General features: G+C 56.7%; 17 protein-coding genes. 10 read left to right on the top strand and 7 right to left on the bottom strand.

Features of this window, described 5'->3' with window-relative positions:
- Window positions 1-69 precede the first annotated feature (69 nt).
- The gene (locus ACR0BD_RS11305) at window positions 70-498 is read right to left on the bottom strand and encodes an Lrp/AsnC family transcriptional regulator (RefSeq protein WP_480697524.1); all 429 of its coding nucleotides are present in this window, start codon (window positions 496-498) and stop codon (window positions 70-72) included.
- A gap of 86 nt (window positions 499-584) precedes the next feature.
- On the opposite strand from ACR0BD_RS11305, the gene rocF reads away from it, so the two are divergent.
- Together rocF and ACR0BD_RS11295 are read left to right on the top strand one after the other, a co-directional pair.
- Window positions 585-1,505: an arginase gene (gene rocF / locus ACR0BD_RS11300; RefSeq protein WP_480830485.1), complete on the top strand. Its 921-nt coding sequence runs from the start codon at window positions 585-587 to the stop codon at window positions 1,503-1,505.
- Window positions 1,505-2,548: an ornithine cyclodeaminase gene (locus tag ACR0BD_RS11295; RefSeq protein ID WP_480830483.1), complete on the top strand. Its 1,044-nt coding sequence runs from the start codon at window positions 1,505-1,507 to the stop codon at window positions 2,546-2,548. The genes rocF and ACR0BD_RS11295 overlap by 1 nt, the downstream gene beginning before the upstream one ends.
- Window positions 2,549-2,667: 119 nt before the next feature.
- Here ACR0BD_RS11295 and ACR0BD_RS11290 read toward each other — a convergent pair whose 3' ends face one another.
- The 3 genes from ACR0BD_RS11290 to ACR0BD_RS11280 all read right to left on the bottom strand — a co-directional run bounded on the left by ACR0BD_RS11290 (window position 2,668) and on the right by ACR0BD_RS11280 (window position 5,785).
- Complete coding sequence (locus tag ACR0BD_RS11290; RefSeq protein ID WP_480830481.1) at window positions 2,668-4,071, bottom strand: TRAP transporter large permease; 1,404 nt, start codon at window positions 4,069-4,071, stop codon at window positions 2,668-2,670.
- A gap of 3 nt (window positions 4,072-4,074) precedes the next feature.
- Entirely contained in the window at window positions 4,075-4,704 is a 630-nt protein-coding gene (locus ACR0BD_RS11285; protein WP_480830479.1) for a TRAP transporter small permease subunit, read from the bottom strand.
- 64 nt (window positions 4,705-4,768) lie between these two features.
- Window positions 4,769-5,785 (bottom strand): C4-dicarboxylate TRAP transporter substrate-binding protein, encoded by a 1,017-nt coding sequence (locus ACR0BD_RS11280; RefSeq protein WP_480830477.1) that lies wholly within the window; start codon window positions 5,783-5,785, stop codon window positions 4,769-4,771.
- 429 nt (window positions 5,786-6,214) lie between these two features.
- Here ACR0BD_RS11280 and acs point away from each other — a divergent pair, with 429 nt between their 5' ends.
- The 8 genes from acs to ACR0BD_RS11240 all read left to right on the top strand — a co-directional run bounded on the left by acs (window position 6,215) and on the right by ACR0BD_RS11240 (window position 15,613).
- The gene (acs, locus tag ACR0BD_RS11275; protein ID WP_480830474.1) at window positions 6,215-8,179 is read left to right on the top strand and encodes an acetate--CoA ligase; all 1,965 of its coding nucleotides are present in this window, start codon (window positions 6,215-6,217) and stop codon (window positions 8,177-8,179) included.
- A 7-nt stretch (window positions 8,180-8,186) separates the two neighbouring features.
- Complete coding sequence (locus tag ACR0BD_RS11270; protein ID WP_480830472.1) at window positions 8,187-8,870, top strand: adenylate kinase; 684 nt, start codon at window positions 8,187-8,189, stop codon at window positions 8,868-8,870.
- A 185-nt stretch (window positions 8,871-9,055) separates the two neighbouring features.
- Window positions 9,056-9,340 carry a DUF4212 domain-containing protein gene (locus tag ACR0BD_RS11265; protein WP_480697539.1) on the top strand — a complete coding sequence of 95 codons (285 nt, stop codon included), beginning with the start codon at window positions 9,056-9,058 and terminating at the stop codon, window positions 9,338-9,340.
- Window positions 9,341-9,345: 5 nt separating this feature from the next.
- Complete coding sequence (locus ACR0BD_RS11260; RefSeq protein WP_480697541.1) at window positions 9,346-11,130, top strand: sodium:solute symporter family protein; 1,785 nt, start codon at window positions 9,346-9,348, stop codon at window positions 11,128-11,130.
- A gap of 111 nt (window positions 11,131-11,241) precedes the next feature.
- A complete protein-coding gene (locus ACR0BD_RS11255; RefSeq protein WP_480830470.1) occupies window positions 11,242-13,065 on the top strand; it encodes a DUF294 nucleotidyltransferase-like domain-containing protein in 1,824 nt (607 codons plus the stop codon).
- Between the two features lie 25 nt (window positions 13,066-13,090).
- On the top strand, window positions 13,091-13,609 hold the full coding sequence (locus ACR0BD_RS11250; RefSeq protein WP_480697544.1) for a hypothetical protein: 519 nt from the start codon (window positions 13,091-13,093) through the stop codon (window positions 13,607-13,609).
- A gap of 1 nt (window position 13,610) precedes the next feature.
- The gene (locus tag ACR0BD_RS11245) at window positions 13,611-15,023 is read left to right on the top strand and encodes a 3'-5' exonuclease (RefSeq protein WP_480830467.1); all 1,413 of its coding nucleotides are present in this window, start codon (window positions 13,611-13,613) and stop codon (window positions 15,021-15,023) included.
- An 89-nt stretch (window positions 15,024-15,112) separates the two neighbouring features.
- A complete protein-coding gene (locus ACR0BD_RS11240) occupies window positions 15,113-15,613 on the top strand; it encodes a flavin reductase family protein (protein WP_480830465.1) in 501 nt (166 codons plus the stop codon).
- A gap of 3 nt (window positions 15,614-15,616) precedes the next feature.
- Here ACR0BD_RS11240 and ACR0BD_RS11235 read toward each other — a convergent pair whose 3' ends face one another.
- The 3 genes from ACR0BD_RS11235 to ACR0BD_RS11225 are packed head-to-tail and all read right to left on the bottom strand — an operon-like array spanning window position 15,617 to window position 17,849.
- Window positions 15,617-16,096 carry a DUF6505 family protein gene (locus ACR0BD_RS11235; protein ID WP_480830463.1) on the bottom strand — a complete coding sequence of 160 codons (480 nt, stop codon included), beginning with the start codon at window positions 16,094-16,096 and terminating at the stop codon, window positions 15,617-15,619.
- Window positions 16,093-16,791: a biotin/lipoate--protein ligase family protein gene (locus tag ACR0BD_RS11230; protein WP_480830461.1), complete on the bottom strand. Its 699-nt coding sequence runs from the start codon at window positions 16,789-16,791 to the stop codon at window positions 16,093-16,095. The genes ACR0BD_RS11235 and ACR0BD_RS11230 overlap by 4 nt, the downstream gene beginning before the upstream one ends.
- Entirely contained in the window at window positions 16,788-17,849 is a 1,062-nt protein-coding gene (locus tag ACR0BD_RS11225) for an Mrp/NBP35 family ATP-binding protein (protein ID WP_480830459.1), read from the bottom strand. The genes ACR0BD_RS11230 and ACR0BD_RS11225 overlap by 4 nt, the downstream gene beginning before the upstream one ends.
- Window positions 17,850-17,917 lie beyond the last annotated feature (68 nt).

The raw sequence follows: 17,917 nt of genomic DNA, 5'->3' as shown, positions 1-17,917 counted from the left end.
CTGCTCGTGGATGGAAACGCGCAGGCATACTGTTGCACAATTTCCTTGAACCTCAAAGCGCTACGGCATTCATACACGCCCCTTGCGCGTCGATAGCAGCAAATTGGTTTCGGACCGGGTTATTCCTTCCATACGGCGGATCTGAAACAGGATTTCGTCCAGTTCAGCCAACGTCTCGGTGCCGATCTCGGCAATCAGGTCCCAACTGCCATTGGTTGAATGCACCGCCCGCACCTGAGGCATCGCCGCAATACGTGACATCGTGCGTTCAGTACCGCGCCCTTCGATTTCCAACATCATCAATCCGCGAACCGGGCTTTGCGCCACGTCCTGGCGCGTCAGCACCGTGAAACCTACGATCTCGCCTGATTGTTTCAGGCGTTGCAACCGGCTGCGGACGGTGGTTCGTGTTACACCAAGCGTTTCCGCCAGCTCTGACAAGGACGCCCGCGCGTCGCGATGCAATGCGCTGAGCAGCCTGTTATCCAATTCGTCCATAGTGACTTTCCAAATTGATTTATCAAAATTCTTTTTGAGCATTTTGATATCTTTTCGCAACCCGTTCCGAATGACTAAATAAGCATATGGAAAATATGAATGTAATTTTGGTCGGATCGCCAATGGATGCCGGCAAACGTCGGCAAGGATGTCGAATGGGTCCCGATGCATATCGTGTCGCCGGACTTAGAGAAGCGCTTGTCGACTTGGGCCATTCAGTTTTGGACATGGGCAACATCACAGCCGATGCAACGGACATCGGAGAACACGAACATCTTTTTGCCCTTCCTGAATGTGTCGGCTGGACCCAGGCCCTGAACCGCGCAGCGCAGGATGCTGCCCCCAAGGGCCTGCCGATCTTTATGGGCGGCGATCATGCCCTGTCTATGGGAACCGTGGCCGGAATGGCTGAACATGCGCAAAGGCTTGGGCGCCCGCTATTCGTGCTTTGGCTGGACGCGCATAGCGACTTTCATACGCCAGACAGCACCGCAAGTGGCAACCTGCACGGAACGCCGGTTGCGTATTTCACCGTACAAAAGGGTTTTGACAGTTTTCCACCAGTGAAGGCCCCTATCCCCACGGACCGAGTAGGAATGATCGGCCTGCGATCTGTCGATCCCGCCGAACGTGCGCGGCTTGAAGAAGACCATGCCATGTTGGCCGACATGCGCAGCATTGATGAGCATGGCATCAAGGCCCCCCTGCTTGCATTCCTGGATCGTGTCCGTACCGAGAACGGCATCTTGCATGTGTCACTGGATGTAGACTTTTTGGACCCTTCCATAGCGCCCGCAGTTGGCACCACGGTACCGGGGGGCGCGACAGAGCGCGAAGCGCATCTTGTGATGGAACTGCTCCACGAAAGCGGGGTTGTGTGCTCGCTCGATCTTGTCGAATTGAACCCCTTTCTTGATGAACGCGGCCGGACCGCAAAACTGATGGTCGATCTGGCTGCCTCTTTGATGGGGCGTCGCATTTTCGACCGCCCGACCCGGAGTTTCTGATGACACAACCGTCTGACAAGGCCCTCGTGCCGTTCGTTTCCGTCGATAACATGATGCGGCTTGTCCATCACATCGGGCTCGAACGAATGATCAGCCAGATCGCCGAACAAATCGAAGAGGATTTCAAACGGTGGGAAAGCTTTGACAAAACCCCGCGCATCCCTGCCCACTCGCCGCACGGCGTTATTGAGCTGATGCCGACATCCGACGGTGAGGCATACGGCTTCAAATACGTAAACGGTCATCCGAAAAACACCTCGGAAGGGTTGCAAACCGTTACCGCCTTTGGGCTGCTTGCGGACGTTTATACCGGGTACCCAACGTTGCTGACCGAGATGACTTTGTTGACGGCGTTACGTACGGCGGCGACCTCGGCTTTGGTGGGGCGCTATCTTGCGCCTCAGTCCGCGACCACGATGGCAATGATTGGCAATGGCGCACAGTCCGAGTTTCAGTGCCTGGCCTTCAAGGCAATGTGCGGGATCAACACGGTGCGACTGTATGATACGGACACCAACGCCACCGAGAAATGCGCGGCAAACCTGAAAAACTCCGGCCTGACTGTTGTTCTGTGTAAGACGCCCGAAGACGCAATCGAAGGCGCGCAGATCATCACCACCTGCACGGCCGACAAGAAATACGCTACCATTTTAACAGATAACATGGTCGGCCCCGGGGTCCACATAAATGCCATTGGCGGCGATTGTCCGGGGAAAACCGAGCTACACCGAGACATCCTTTTGCGATCCGACATCTTTGTCGAATATCCCGATCAGACGCGGGTTGAGGGTGAGATTCAGGCTCTGGAACCAGATCATCCTGTCACGGAAATTTGGCAGGTTATGACTGGGCAAGCCGAAGGTCGCCGCGATGACCGTCAGATTACCCTGTTTGACAGTGTGGGTTTTGCGATCGAAGACTTTTCAGCCTTGCGGTTTATTCAGACAGCAATCGAAGGCACGGATTTCTATGAACCGTTGGATATGTTGGCCGACCCCGACGATCCTCGGGACCTGTTCGGTATGCTCATGCGGGCGGGATAAGGTGGGGGCTCTGCCCCCGTCGCCCTTTCGGGCGCCTCCCCCGGGATATTTTTAGCCAGATGAAGAGGCGGATTTTTAGCCTCTTGTTTCACCGCTTAATCGTTTTCCAGTTTTTTTCGCTATCCCGCCAGTGACGGGAGGTACAGAACAATCCCCGGGAAGGCGACCAACAGTGCAATCGTCACTGCATCTGCGACGAAAAACGGTGTCACGCCTTTAAAGACGTCCTGAACGCTGAGGTCAGGGCGGACACCCGCGACAACAAAGCAATTCAGGCCTATCGGAGGGGTGATCAGACAAAACTCGGCCATTTTAACGACGAGTATCCCGAACCAGATTGCGCACATGGGGCCGGACATTCCAAAGGCGCTTTCGGCGGCGCTGACCGTTTCACCACCATTGAGCGCCATGACGGCGGGATAAACGACCGGCAACGTCAGCAGCAGCATTCCGATTGCATCCATGAACATTCCCAGCACGGCATAGGCCAGCAGGATGCAGATCAGGATCAACATCGGCGACATCTGCAAAGACGTGATCCAGTCAGAAAAGGCTCCGGGCAGATCAGCGAAGCCAAGAAACCGAACGTAGATCAAGACGCCCCAGATGATCGAAAAGATCATTGCGGTCAGCTTGGCGGTCTCAAGCAAAGCTGATTTCAGCTCTTTCCAGCGCATGCCGTGGAACAGGGCGAAACAGAAGACGATGAATGCGCCAATCGCGCCCCCTTCGGTCGGTGTGCCCCAAGCTTTTTCGCCGAAGGGGTTATAGACAAAGCAGATGATGATCAGAATGACAGCGACAATAGGAAACGCTCCGGGCAATGAAGAGAAGCGCTCTTTCCAGGTAAATCCCGTAACCGGTGGTCCGACGGATTTAAAGATCACCGCAATCCCGACGATCAGCAATCCGTAGACGACCGCCGAAAATGCCCCGGGAATAAACCCGGCCAGCAGCAGCTTACCCACATCCTGTTCGACGATGATTGCGTAGATGACGAGGATCGCCGAAGGCGGGATCAGCGAAGCCAGCGTTCCGCCCGCGGCCACGACGCCTGCAGCGAACTGTTTGTTATAGCCGACCTTCAGCATTTCCGGAATTGCGATCCGGGCAAAGACAGCGGACGTAGCGACAGACGCGCCAGACACGGCCGCGAAGCCTGCCGTTGCAAAGACGGTCGAAACCGCCAACCCTCCGGGCACCCATGCGACCCAGCGTTTAGCTGCCTCGAAAAGCGCTCTGGTCAGGCCAGCGTAATACGCTAGATATCCGATGAGAATAAACGTGGGGATCAGGCTTAATGTATGCGCTGCCACTTTCGAGTGTGGAACCTGCCCTGCGGTTTTGACAGCCACGGTTACGGCTTTGCCAAAGCGATCGGGGTCGTATCCGAACTTAGCCCAAAAGATCCAGACCAGCCCGATCAGACCGGCGAGGCCCGCGGCGAACGCAACCCTCATACCAGTGACGACCAGAACCAGCAGTCCCCCGGTGACCCAGAGGCCAATATCAATAGTGTCCATCTGCTAGTCCTGCCCTTCGAACTGTTCGACCTCGGCAGCGGCCTGCGCGGCGACATCCTGTATCAGAGGCACCGCAACCGGGCTTTCAAGTCCCAGAACAAAAGCCCGCCCATAGCCCCAGATCTGCAGAACGAGCCGTACACACAGAACCGAGAATGCGACCGGCGCCAAAAGTTTGGCGGGCCAGAGCGGGATGCCGATGTCAATCGAGCTATCACGGCTCCAAAGTGGCGCACCAAAATCGAAGGACCGATCAAAATGGGACCAGCTTCCCCAGACCAACGCCAACATCAGCACAAGAATAAGAAACACCGAGATGAGCTCGAACAGCCAGAGTGCCCTTCCGTTCAGTCGCGATATGACGATGTCCATCCGAATGTGCCCACCATCGCGCTGGACATAAGAGATTCCCAGAAACGCGATCAGCGGCATAGCCTGCTCGATCCAATCCACGTAACCCGGCAGAGGTGCGTTTAGGGCATTTCTGCCGCTTACCGAGACAACAGCCAGCACCATCAGCCCGAACACTGCAATCCCGCTGATCAAAGCCAGAAAACGTTCAAGTCGCAAAAGTTGATGGTCCAGCCGGCTGAGACGGCTGTCATCCTCAAGCACCGTGGCCTGTCCTGCCATTCCGGTGATCCCCTATTTTCTTAAATGTTGCCCGAGCGCCCATTGGGGCGCTCGGCGCTGTTGATCAGTTGCCGCCGCGCTGCTGTTTCAGCGTAGCCTGAACAAGATCATACAAGTCCTGTGCCGGAAGCCCCTGCGCAGACATATCTGCAATCCATTTTTCACGGATCGGGTCAGCGGCCTTTACGCGGAATTCTTCGATCACCGCATCGTCGATGCTTACTTTCTCGACGCCCTTCTCGCTGAGAACGCCATCCCATTGCTCCAACAAACCACCGTAGTTCGTCAGGTAGTGATCAATCGCCTCGTCGATAGAGCTTTCCAGCGCTTCGCGGTGTTCTGCGGGCAACGCCTCATAGGCGTCGATATTTACCACAACCGGGCAGTTCACCGTGCCGGGGTTCAGGTTCGCCGTCCACCAATCTGCTTCGTTGATTGTGCCAAATGACAAATGCGCGTGCTGAGCAAAGGCGACGGTGTCTACAACACCGGATTCCATTGCGTTAAACGCTTCAGTCGCGGGAACCGATGTCGGAACGCCACCGACGGCCTCGAATGCCTGTCCCAGACCGCCGGTCGCGCGGACGCGCATTCCGTCAAAGTCTGCCAGCGTCGCACGCGGATCACCCGTGCCTACAAGGTTATATTGCGGCATCGGCGAGGTCATGATGATCTTGGCGTTCCACTGCGCCATCTCGTCCTTGACCGCAGGATGATCGTAAACTGCGTGGCTGACGGCAACCTCCTCCTCAAGGTTGTTCACGCCCAGAAACGGCAGTTCCAGCACGGTGATGGCGCGGTTCTTATCCCGGTGATACCCGGCACAGAACTGGGCCATTTCAAACGCACCGATCTCGATACCATCCAGGTTTTCGCGCGGCTTGGACAGTCCACCATAGCTGACATTGATCGTGAACTCGCCGCCGGTCTTTTCGCTCACCAACTCGGCCAGCTTCTCAACATGTTCTGTAAAGGCCCGGCGCTTGCCCCAGACAGAGGCGCTCCATTCAGTCGCCGCGGCCTCGGACACGAACGCAACGGTCAAGGCGGCGACAGCGGCACCGCTCAACATCTTTTTCATCTTGATTTCTCCCTTTGATGCGCCCCCTTGCCGGGACGCTTGACGTCAAAGCTAGCGCCAACATCCATGTGTGCCAAGCCCCGGGAAAACTTCTGAAGCAGCACTTGGGGAAACTGTCATGCGCTAACAACCAAAAGGTGTATTCTAGATGTCTTTTGGCAAGCTCTATCCCGGTGCATTTGTCACCCAAAGACCGTTACAACTACATCTTTGTTTTTTTTATTTTTTTTATTCCATATTTACAATATATTTTCATTTTCACAAAAATGAGAAAAATTTTTTTACAAACTAATCTTTAGTTTTCGGTAATTTATTTCCTTGTTTTCAGTTCTCCGTATTATTCGGTATGGGGAGGAAGCGGGTCGACATTGCCCGATGTGCAGGCAACATCGACCGCGTGAATTTTAGTCCAGAGGGAGGAGCCTCAGAATGACAACCGCTGCCCAGGCAGATGCCAAAGCTTATCCGCCATCCGCAGACACTGTTGCACGCGCCCATGTCGACGCCAGCAAGTACGACGAGATGTACGCGGCCTCCGTTAATGATCCTGATGCCTTTTGGGGTGAACAGGGTAAACGTATCGACTGGATTAAGCCCTACTCCCAGGTCAAGGATGTCGATTACAATTTTGGGTCGGTTGGGATCAATTGGTTTGCCGATGGCACGCTGAACGTTTCTGCCAACTGTCTGGATCGCCACCTGGAAAAGCGCGGCGATCAAACCGCGATCATTTTTGAACCCGATGATCCAAACGAAGAAGCCCAGCACATCACTTATGCCGAGTTGCACCGCCGCACCTGCCGCATGGCCAACATCTTCGAGTCGATGGGTGTTCGTAAGGGTGATCGCGTTGTCATTTATCTGCCAATGATCCCCGAAGCCGCTTATGCGATGCTTGCTTGTGCACGGATCGGGGCAATTCATTCGATCGTATTTGCCGGCTTCTCTCCCGACGCGCTTGCCGCACGGATCAACGGGTGTGACGCAAAAGTCGTTATCACTGCGGACGAAGCGCCGCGTGGGGGTCGTAAAACACCGCTGAAATCAAACGCCGATGCCGCGCTACTGCACTGCAAGGACACGGTCAAATGCCTTGTTGTTAAGCGCACCGGCGGTCAGACCACATGGATTGACGGTCGCGATTTCGACTACAACGAAATGGCACTGGAAGCAGACGACTATTGCGCACCTGCCGAGATGAACGCCGAAGATCCGCTGTTCATTCTTTACACCTCTGGTTCAACCGGTCAGCCCAAAGGCGTGGTGCATACGACCGGCGGCTATCTGGTTTACGCATCGCTGACGCATGAAGTGGTGTTCGATTACCACGAGGGTGATATCTATTGGTGCACCGCCGACGTCGGCTGGGTCACCGGCCACAGCTATATCGTTTACGGGCCGCTGGCTAACGGTGCAACCACACTGATGTTCGAAGGTGTTCCAACATTCCCTGATGCAGGTCGCTTCTGGGAAGTGTGCGCAAAGCACAAGGTGAATCAATTCTACACCGCTCCGACCGCGATCCGCGCCCTGATGGGGCAAGGTAACGAATGGGTTGAAAAGCACGATCTCAGCGACCTGCGCCTTTTGGGTACAGTCGGTGAGCCGATTAACCCCGAAGCGTGGAATTGGTACAATGACGTTGTCGGCAAGGGCAAATGCCCGATTGTAGACACGTGGTGGCAGACGGAAACCGGCGGTCATATGATGACTCCGCTGCCCGGCGCCCACGCAACCAAGCCCGGTTCGGCGATGAAGCCTTTCTTTGGCGTTCAACCCGTTGTTCTGGACCCGCAATCAGGTGTCGAGATCGAAGGTAACGGCGTCGAAGGTGTTTTGTGCATCAAGGACAGCTGGCCCGGTCAGATGCGCACCGTCTGGGGCGATCATGAACGGTTCGAAAAGACCTATTTCTCGGATTATAAAGGCTATTACTTCACTGGCGACGGCTGCCGTCGCGACGAAGATGGCGATTATTGGATCACGGGCCGCGTGGACGATGTGATCAACGTTTCGGGTCACCGCATGGGCACGGCCGAGGTGGAAAGCGCACTGGTCGCCCACGCCGCAGTGGCCGAGGCCGCCGTGGTCGGCTATCCCCATGAAATCAAAGGGCAAGGCATCTATTGCTATGTCACTCTGATGAATGACCGTGAGCCCAGCGATGAGCTGCTCAAAGAGCTGCGCACCTGGGTCCGGACCGAGATTGGCCCGATTGCATCACCCGATGTCATCCAGTGGTCGCCAGGTTTGCCAAAGACACGTTCGGGTAAAATCATGCGCCGTATCCTGCGCAAGATCGCCGAGAACGATTTTGGATCGCTGGGCGACACCTCGACACTGGCGGATCCGTCGGTTGTCGAAGACCTGATCGAAAACCGTGCGAACAAGTGAGGACGTGATGGACGCTGCTACTCTCACCACCCCCGCTGTTCTGATCCTTCTCGGCCCTCCGGGCGCCGGTAAGGGAACCCAGGCTCGCATGTTGGAAGAAAAATTCGGTCTGGTTCAACTCAGCACTGGCGACTTGCTGCGCGAGGCCGTTGCTGCAGGCACCGAGGCGGGTAAAGCCGCCAAGGCCGTGATGGAAGCCGGCGATCTGGTCAGTGATGAGATCGTCATTGCCATTTTGCGTGATCGCATGGCGCAAGCGGATTGCCACAAGGGTGTTATTCTTGACGGCTTCCCCCGCACCACCGTTCAGGCCGAGGCGCTGGACGGGTTGCTGGCCACGTCAAACCAAAAGATCAACGCTGCAATCAGTCTTGAGGTTCAGGACGAGGAAATGGTGAGCCGCATCTCGGGTCGCTACACCTGCGCCGGTTGCGGAGAAGGCTATCACGACACGTTCAAGAAGCCGGTGAAAGAAGGCGAATGTGACAAGTGCGGCAACACCGAGTTCAAGCGCCGCGCTGATGACAACGCTGAAACCGTCGCTTCCCGTCTGACCGCGTACCACGCGCAGACGGCACCACTGATTGACTACTACCAGGCTCAGGGCGTGCTGAAAGGCATCGACGCCATGGGTCAGATAGATGACATCGCAACCGACCTTCAGGGTCTGGTGCGCGAGGTCATGAACTAAGGGGAGGAGATAAGCCCGAACCGGGCTTTGATCCTAAAACAGAATACTTCAACGGACCCGCCTTGGCGGACCAGAGAAGTTTTGCCTGACGTCACGGGGGCGTTTGGCACATTCGAGATGCGGCCTAACGCGCTGGAGGAGTTGGGCATCAGGCCGCCATCGAGGTAGCGAAGGAGGAACCCGCAATGGCGGATCAAACCACAAACTCCGCGCAGGCTGCAGAGTCCGACAAGGGCTATTGGCAGGCCAACCTGCGCCTTATCTACATCAGCCTTGTCATCTGGGCGGTGGTGTCTTTTGGATTCGGCATTCTGCTGCGTCCGTTGCTGTCCGGAATCGCCGTTGGCGGTACCGATCTGGGCTTTTGGTTCGCTCAGCAGGGATCAATCCTGGTCTTTCTGGTGCTGATCTTCAACTACGCCTGGCGCATGAACAAGCTGGACGCTGAATACGGCGTTGAGGAGGAATAAACCCCATGGACCAGTTTACCATCAACCTGCTGTTTGTTGGCGCGTCCTTTGCGCTATACATCGGCATCGCGATCTGGGCCCGTGCGGGTTCCACATCGGAGTTCTACGCCGCCGGTCGTGGCGTTCACCCGGTCACCAACGGTATGGCGACAGCGGCGGACTGGATGTCTGCGGCCTCGTTCATTTCGATGGCGGGCCTGATTGCCTTTACCGGCTATGACAACTCGACCTTCCTGATGGGTTGGACCGGTGGCTACGTGCTGCTGGCGCTGCTGCTTGCCCCTTACCTGCGTAAGTTCGGCAAGTTCACCGTCTCGGAATTCATCGGCGACCGTTTCTACAGCCAGACAGCCCGTATCGTGGCGGTTATCTGTCTGATCGTTGCGTCGGTGACCTACGTTATCGGTCAGATGACCGGCGTTGGCGTTGCCTTTGGCCGCTTCCTTGAGGTTTCCAACACCTCGGGTCTGCTGATCGGTGCCGCAGTCGTGTTCGCGTACGCGGTGTTCGGCGGGATGAAAGGCGTTACATACACTCAGGTCGCTCAGTACTGCGTTCTGATCACCGCCTACACCATCCCTGCGATCTTCATCTCGCTGCAGCTGACCGGCACGCCTGTTCCGGCGCTGGGTCTGTTTGGTGACACCGCCAGCGGTGAGCCTCTGCTGACCAAGCTGGATGCCATCGTGACCGAGCTGGGCTTTAACGACTATACCGCCCACCACTCGAACACGCTGAACATGGTGCTGTTCACCCTGTCGCTGATGATCGGTACCGCGGGTCTGCCCCACGTCATCATGCGCTTCTTCACCGTTCCCAAAGTGGCTGACGCACGCTGGTCGGCTGGCTGGGCGCTGGTGTTCATCGCTCTGCTGTACCTGACCGCTCCTGCTGTTGGTGCAATGGCTCGCCTGAACATCACCGACATGATGTGGCCCAATGGTGGCATCGAAGGTGGCGCTGTTTCGGTTGAACAGATCGACAATGACGCTCGGTATGACTGGATGGCCACTTGGCAGAAAACCGGTCTGCTGGACTGGGAAGACAAGAATGGCGACGGCAAAATCCAGTACTACAACGACGCAAACGCCGACATGCAGGCACTTGCCGAGGAAAAAGGCTGGGTTGGTAACGAGCTGACCAAGTTCAACCGTGACATCCTGGTTCTGGCTAACCCCGAAATCGCCAACCTGCCGGGTTGGGTGATCGGTCTGGTCGCTGCTGGTGGTCTTGCGGCCGCTCTGTCGACCGCTGCGGGTCTGTTGCTGGCGATCTCGTCGGCTGTATCCCACGACCTGATCAAGGGCGCTATCAATCCGAACATCTCGGAAAAAGGCGAACTGATGTCAGCACGTGTCGCAATGGCTGTAGCCATCGTTGTGGCAACATATCTGGGTCTGAATCCTCCGGGCTTCGCGGCGCAGACGGTTGCTCTGGCCTTTGGTCTGGCGGCTGCCTCGATCTTCCCGGCGCTGATGATGGGTATCTTCTCGACCCGCATCAACAACACCGGCGCGGTCGCGGGTATGCTGGCTGGTCTGGTCGTCACGCTGGTCTACATCTTCCTGCACAAGGGATGGCTGTTCATTCCGGGCACCAACTCGTTCACAGATGCTGACCCACTGCTGGGTCCGATCAAGTCGACCTCGTTCGGTGCGATCGGTGCGATGGTCAACTTTGCGACTGCCTACGTTGTTGCAGGCATGACCAAAGAGACCCCGCAGGAGATCAAGGAAATGGTCGAAAGCATCCGCATTCCCCGTGGCGCGGGCGCAGCTCAGGATCACTGAGACATGATGCGGCCCAAAGCGCACTTGCAAAAGGCCGCGTCTTTCGACTGACTACTCCCGCCCGGCACACCACCGGGCGGGATTTTTCTAGCGGAGCCTAAAGAGTACCCCATGCCCCTGTCCCATGACGAGATCATCCGGTTTCTGAAGTCCGTGCACCCCTATGACGCATTACCCGCAGATGTACTGGACACGGTCGCGCGACAAATTGAGGTGTGGGAGGTCGAAGAGGATTTCCCAGTCTACGAACTGGGGCATACCCTGCCCGGCGTTTTCGTAATTTACGAAGGCCAGGTCGAAATCAAAGATGAGAATGACGCCGTTGTCTCTCAGCTGGGTCTGCGCAATTCCTTTGGCGAACGTGGTCTTCTGAAAGACGGAAAAGCGATCACCAAAGCCAGGGCGCACACCCCTTCTGTGCTGTTGGTTCTGCCGCCTGATCTGGTGCGCGATCTTATCGACGGTCATCAAGTCGTTTCCAAATTCTTCAACCGCACCAGAGATGCACGCTCGGGACCGCAGAGTCTGGCGACCAGTTCCATTGACGTTCTGATGGCCCACAACCCCGCCACCTGCCCGCCTGACACTCTGGTGCAAGACGCTGCAAGGCTGATGCGGGACAAACATATCTCATCGCTTTGCGTCACCGAAAACGGCGCACTGCAAGGCATTGCAACACTGCGCGATATCTCGGGTAAATTCGTGGCAGATGGGCTGCCAACCGATACGCCCATTTCAGCCATCATGACCGCAGACCCAATCACTCTGTCACCAACAGACATTGGGTCGGATGTTCTGCATATCATGATGGAACGCGGGATAGGCCACATCCCAATATCCGAAGGGGGCCGTCTGGTTGGGATCGTCACCCAAACCGACCTGACCCACTATCAAGCCGTCAATTCGGCCGAGTTGGTCCGGCGGATCGCAAACGCACAGACAGCGCAGCAGATGGCGACGGTCACTGCCGAAATCCCACAGCTTTTGGTGCAATTGGTCGCCGCTGGAAACCGGCATGAAATTGTAACCCGCCTGATAACGGACATCGCGGATACGGCGACGCGGCGACTGTTGGCCTTGGCCGAAGAAAAACTCGGCCCGCCCCCAGTTCCTTATTTGTGGCTGGCCTGTGGCTCTCAGGGGCGACAGGAACAGACCGGCGTTTCGGATCAGGACAACTGCCTGATGCTGGACGATAGCGTGTCGGATGCGGACATGCCGTATTTTCATTCACTGGCAAAGTTCGTGTCGGACGGGTTGGACACCTGCGGGTATTTCTACTGCCCCGGCGACATGATGGCGACCAATCCACGCTGGTGTCAGCCGCTCCGGATCTGGCGGGACTATTTCCGAGGCTGGATCGCCAAACCCGACCCCGAGGCGCAAATGCTGGCGTCGGTCATGTTCGATCTACGCCCGATCGGCGGTGCCTTTCATTTGTTCGACGACTTGCAAGCTGACACGCTGGAAGCCGCACGCGCAAATTCGATCTTTGTTGCGCACATGATTTCGAATTCCCTGAAACATACACCGCCGCTTGGCCTATTGCGCGGCTTTGCAACCATTCGGTCAGGAGAGCATCGTAACACGCTGGATTTAAAGCATAACGGAGTTGTACCCGTGGTCGATCTGGCGCGGATTTACAGTCTGCAGGGTAAACTGACCGAGGCCAACACAAGGGCGCGACTGCGGACCGCTGGCGCGGCGGGTATCCTTAGCCCATCGGGCGCGCGTGACCTTTTGGATGCCTATGACCTGATCGCTGAAACAAGGCTCGAGCATCAGGTGCGCCTGGCAAAAGACGATAAACAACCCGACAATTTCCTGCCACCATCCGATCTATCCGACTTTGAGCGAAGTCATCTACGCGATGCTTTTGTCGTGGTAAAAACGATGCAATCCGCGGTAGGTCACGGTAAAGGGATGCTGGGGTAAGCCCCGGGAAGTTCGGAGAAATACAATGTTCCTAGAGCTGATTGGCACCATCTTTGCAGGCATCGCATTTGCCGGCGTGGTCATGCTGGTAAATAAAATCACTGGCGGTCGGCTGCCAAAATGGGCCGCTCCGGTAGGGGCCGGGCTGGGCATGATCGCGATGACGATTACCAGCGAATACTCGTGGTACGGCCGCACTGTCGACACTCTGCCCGAGGGGATGGAGATCGTGCAGGAAGTTGAAAGTAAAGCATTCTACCGCCCCTGGACCTATGCGATCCCATTTGTGAACCGTTTTGCCGCGGTCGACACAGTATCTGTTCGCACCAATGATCAGGTCCCCGAGCAACGGCTTGTAGACATGTATTTCTTTGGACGTTGGTCTCCGGTCTCAAAACTGCCCGTTGCAGTCGATTGCGCTGCGAACAGCCGTGCCAATCTGGCCGACGGCGCCGAATTCGGGGACGATGGTCGCCTGCTGAACGCCGACTGGTTGGCGCTGGGTGCTGAAGACCCGATAATCGAGGCAACTTGCGGAGTGTAACATGCTGACTCAGTTAAGCCTTCGCCTACGGATTTTTCTGTTTTTTTGCCTGTTGGCGGTGGGCGGCTTGGCCGTCAGCTCGATCTCGTTGTGGATTAGCTACAAGCGTGTCTCGAACCCCGCCCTGTTGGATGCCTTCGTATTTGCCGAAATCATTACAGCGTTTGGTCTGCTGGCCCTGATTGTAGGTGTGTGGCTGCTGTTTGACGACAACGTTGCCAAGCCGATCGAACGTCTCTCAGCCGAGCTGCGCGCAAGAGCGCATGCTGGGGTTCAAAGCGCTATGGACATGCAGGCTGCAAAGTATCTGGGCGATCTTGCACCCGCAGCGGCGGGACTAGCTGATCAGCTTTCAGAAAAGACAATGGATGTCGCCGAAGCGATCGCGGCAGAAACCGCCAATCTGGCGGCTGAAAAAGAACGGCTTACGGCACTTCTGACCGACATACCGGTGGCGATGCTGTTGGCTAGTCCGACGCATAAAATCGTTCTGTATGACGGACAGGCGGCAGGCGTCCTTGCGCAAATCTCTCACCCTCGTCTTAACGCATCCCTGTTTGAATACTTTCAGCATGGGCCGCTGGAACAGGCGTACAAAAAACTGTCTGCGTCGGGACTTGAGGTGCAATGCACCCTGACCAGCCTTGACGGTACTCAGACATATTCGACCCGCATGAAACCGCTGGGCGACGCGCCAGGCTATATGCTGATCCTCGAAGACAGCGCGACCAGCATCGCACCCGACGCCGCGCGGCCATTGGTTTATGACTTCGCGTTGCTGAATTCCGCGGCCAATCAGGCCTTTGAAGATCTTGAACTGCGGGACTTATGCTTTGTCGTGTTTGACACCGAGACAACGGGACTGCTGCCGCACAAGGATGAGATCGTTCAGATCGGCGCGGTTCGGGTCATCAACGGCCGGATCGTGGACGGTGAGCAACTGGACATGCTGGTGGATCCAGGTATGCCAATCCCTGCCGCGTCGACCAAGGTTCACAAGGTGACAGACAGCATGGTCGCAGGCGCGCCTGATATCGCCGAGGCAGGTCGCATATTCCACCAATTCGCCCGCGATGCTGTTATCGTTGCACATAACGCACCCTTCGACATGGCCTTCTTGCGGCGTCACGCACCCAAGATGGAAGTGGAATGGGATCACCCAATACTGGACACTGTTCTTCTTTCTGCGGTCCTGTTCGGTGCCAGCGACAAGCACACACTGGATGCGCTATGCGAACGGTTGGACATCGTCATTCCCCATGAGCTGCGCCATACCGCCTTGGGCGATGCTGTTGCGACGGCTGAAACTCTGGTCAAGATGCTTCCGATGTTGCAGGCCCGCGGGATGAATACCTTTGGTGCCGTGGTCGAGGCGACCCGTCAGCATGGTCGTCTGCTGGAAGACCTGAACTGATCTGGAAAATCTCGGATTTCGACACAGCTTTTCGTGGACAATTCCAACAGTCCGTGGCACCTGAGGCGCGGCCACAGAACGAGCGCGCGATGACCGAAAAGACTTTTACCCCGACACCAGATCAAAGCATCGCATTCCGCGAAGCCTTGGGCTGTTTCGGTACCGGTGTCACGGTCGTCACAACAACGACGGATCTGGGGCCGCGCGCAATAACAGTGAATTCTTTTTCGTCCGTATCATTGGACCCGCCTTTGGTTCTGTGGTGTTTGGCCAAGGATTCAAACCGTTTCCACGCGTTCAACGCCTGTCAACACTATTCGATCCACGTTATGGCCCAAGAGCAGCAGGATCAGGCCTTAAAATTCGCCCGTGACGGAAACGATTTTTCCCATGCGCAATGGGAAAAAGACCACGCCGGTCGCCCCCAGCTTGCGAATTGCCTTGCCCGATTTGATTGCCAACTCCACGCGAGCCATGAAGCCGGAGACCATCTGATCCTTGTCGGCGAGGTCGAGACTGTAATGTACCGCACCGGAAAGGGCCTGATTTTCAAACGCGGTCAATTTGGCGGGTTTGCGGACCTGATCTGACGATCACTCATCCAATGAGCCGTGCACAGCCAGCGCCTCAAGTTGGGTTTCCTGCGGTGTGATGATGCGAAACGCCTCGTGCACGCCTGTGTCCGACAGTTCGCGCGCAACGGTCAAAAGCGTATTGGGCGCGTGTTCTTCACACAATTCAGACATGTGAGTGATCTCAGCCTGCGCTACACCCATAGCGGCCTCGACGGAGGGCGCGCCGTAAAACTGCACAAAATGCTCTGCCAGGTTTTGCGCAATTTGGTCCAACTCGTTCGGTTCGACCTGTGTCACCGCCACGAAAGTCACCCGGCCAAAGGTCTCGACCCCCAACCAACCGTTCGAGAAAGCCTGACGAGACTTACCTTCAAGGTCACCATCACCCCAGTTCGAAAACTCGAAACCGCCAGATATGCACCACTCACCAGTTCGCGCCGGAGAGTGGAACACATTCATATCGCTTTCGTCGAAATGGATCGCGCGCGCCAGTTTCATGTCTTGTTCTCCAGTAACTCTGTCAGAGGTCGCAAACGGGTGTCCGAACCCTCGCGGATCAGCATCCCAAAGCGTTCATCTGCGCCTAGAAACACGCCGGTTTCGCCATAGTCCTCACCGACGCCACGCAGCAGCCCCATCCACTCGCCATGCAGTGGTGCGTTTCCGTCTTCCTGCCAGCGATTGAGCCATGTCAGCATGTGGCGCGACCAGCTTTCCACCAGTTGAACGGCAGAGACATCTGCGCAGCCTTCGTCATAAAGCGCTGTGACATCAGGTGTTTCGCCTGGTGCGTCACTGGTTTGCAGCAAAGCCAGCTCCCACCCGACGATGAGCCAGTCAGGCTCTGACTCCGGGTTGGTGTCCGATGCTACAACCTGAAACTTGCCGCATTTTGCGCCATTCACACAAATTGGACCGTCCCAATCCAAATGAACCGCAACCTCGGGCGGAGCCAAAGCGCCAAGCGCGTTCTGAAAACCGACTGAGCATAAAGGCAGCATCGCCATAGCGTCCTGCAAGGGAACTTCTGGCGTAAAGACAATCGCCACGCGAAGGCGATCGGCCTGTATGTTGTAAAACACGGTTCCCGCATCGCACCCAAGCGCCGCCATTGCTTGCGCACGCTCGAACGGATCGTCCCCACCCTGCACCGGGTGGCCCTGTAGCAGAGGGGGAAAAACCGGCTCAATCATGCGTTGCCCTTGGCAATCAGATCACGCGCAATCTTGCGGAACGCATCTGCTTGGGCGCTTTCGGGTTTGCTAACCACAATTGGCGCACCGCCATCGGCGGCAACACGGATATCCAGATGCAGCGGGATTTCACCCAGTAGTGGCACGCCTAACGAATCGGCCTCGGACGCGACGCCGCCATGGCCGAACACATGTTCTTCATGCCCACAGTTCGAGCAAATGTGCGTGGACATGTTTTCGATCATGCCGACAATGGGCGTCTTGAGCTGATTGAACATGTCGATGCCCTTACGGGCGTCGATCAGGGCCACATCCTGCGGGGTCGACACCACAATCGCGCCGTCCACCTGGAACTTCTGGCTGAGGGTCAACTGAACGTCTCCGGTTCCGGGTGGCAGGTCAACGATCAGAACGTCCAAAGCCCCCCACTGAACCTGATTCATCATCTGCTGAAGCGCACCCATCAGCATCGGACCGCGCCAGACAACCGCCTGCCCTTCATTCGTCATGAGCCCCATGGACATCATGGTCACGCCGTGATTGCGCAAAGGCAGGATCGTCTTTCCATCGGGGCTGGCCGGGCGGCCTGACACCCCTAGCATCCGGGGCTGGGACGGGCCGTAAACGTCAGCATCCAGCAGACCAACGCGACGCCCCTCGGCGGCCAAGGCGCATGCCAAGTTGGCCGACACCGTCGACTTACCCACACCGCCTTTACCCGAGGCGACGGCAATAATGCGGTCGACGCCCGGTACGGCCTGTGGACCGGTCTGCGACGGTTTCGGCTTGGGTTTAAGATCGGGTGGGGCCTTGTCCGAATGCGCAGTCAGCATGGCCGAGACCTTGGACACGCCATCCACCATCTGCGCCGCTTTCTCAGCCGTTGCGCGCACGGGTTCCATCTTTTCGGCGTTCTTTGGGTCGATCTCCATGACAAAGCGCACGGTGTCGCCTTCGACGTTCAGCGCACGCACAACTCCGGCGCTGACAATGTCCTTTCCGGAAACCGGATCAGTGATCTTTTTGAGGTTCGTCAGAACCGCGTCACGAACACTCATGCCTGTAACCCTTTGATTTCTTGAACCATATGGTTGCCGTTCATCGCATGTGTCTCCGTCTCTTTCTG

Source organism: Ruegeria sp. G5 (assembly GCF_056533365.1).
The sequence above is the reverse complement of the archived record's forward strand: the minus strand, read 5'-3'. Positions and strand labels throughout refer to the sequence as shown.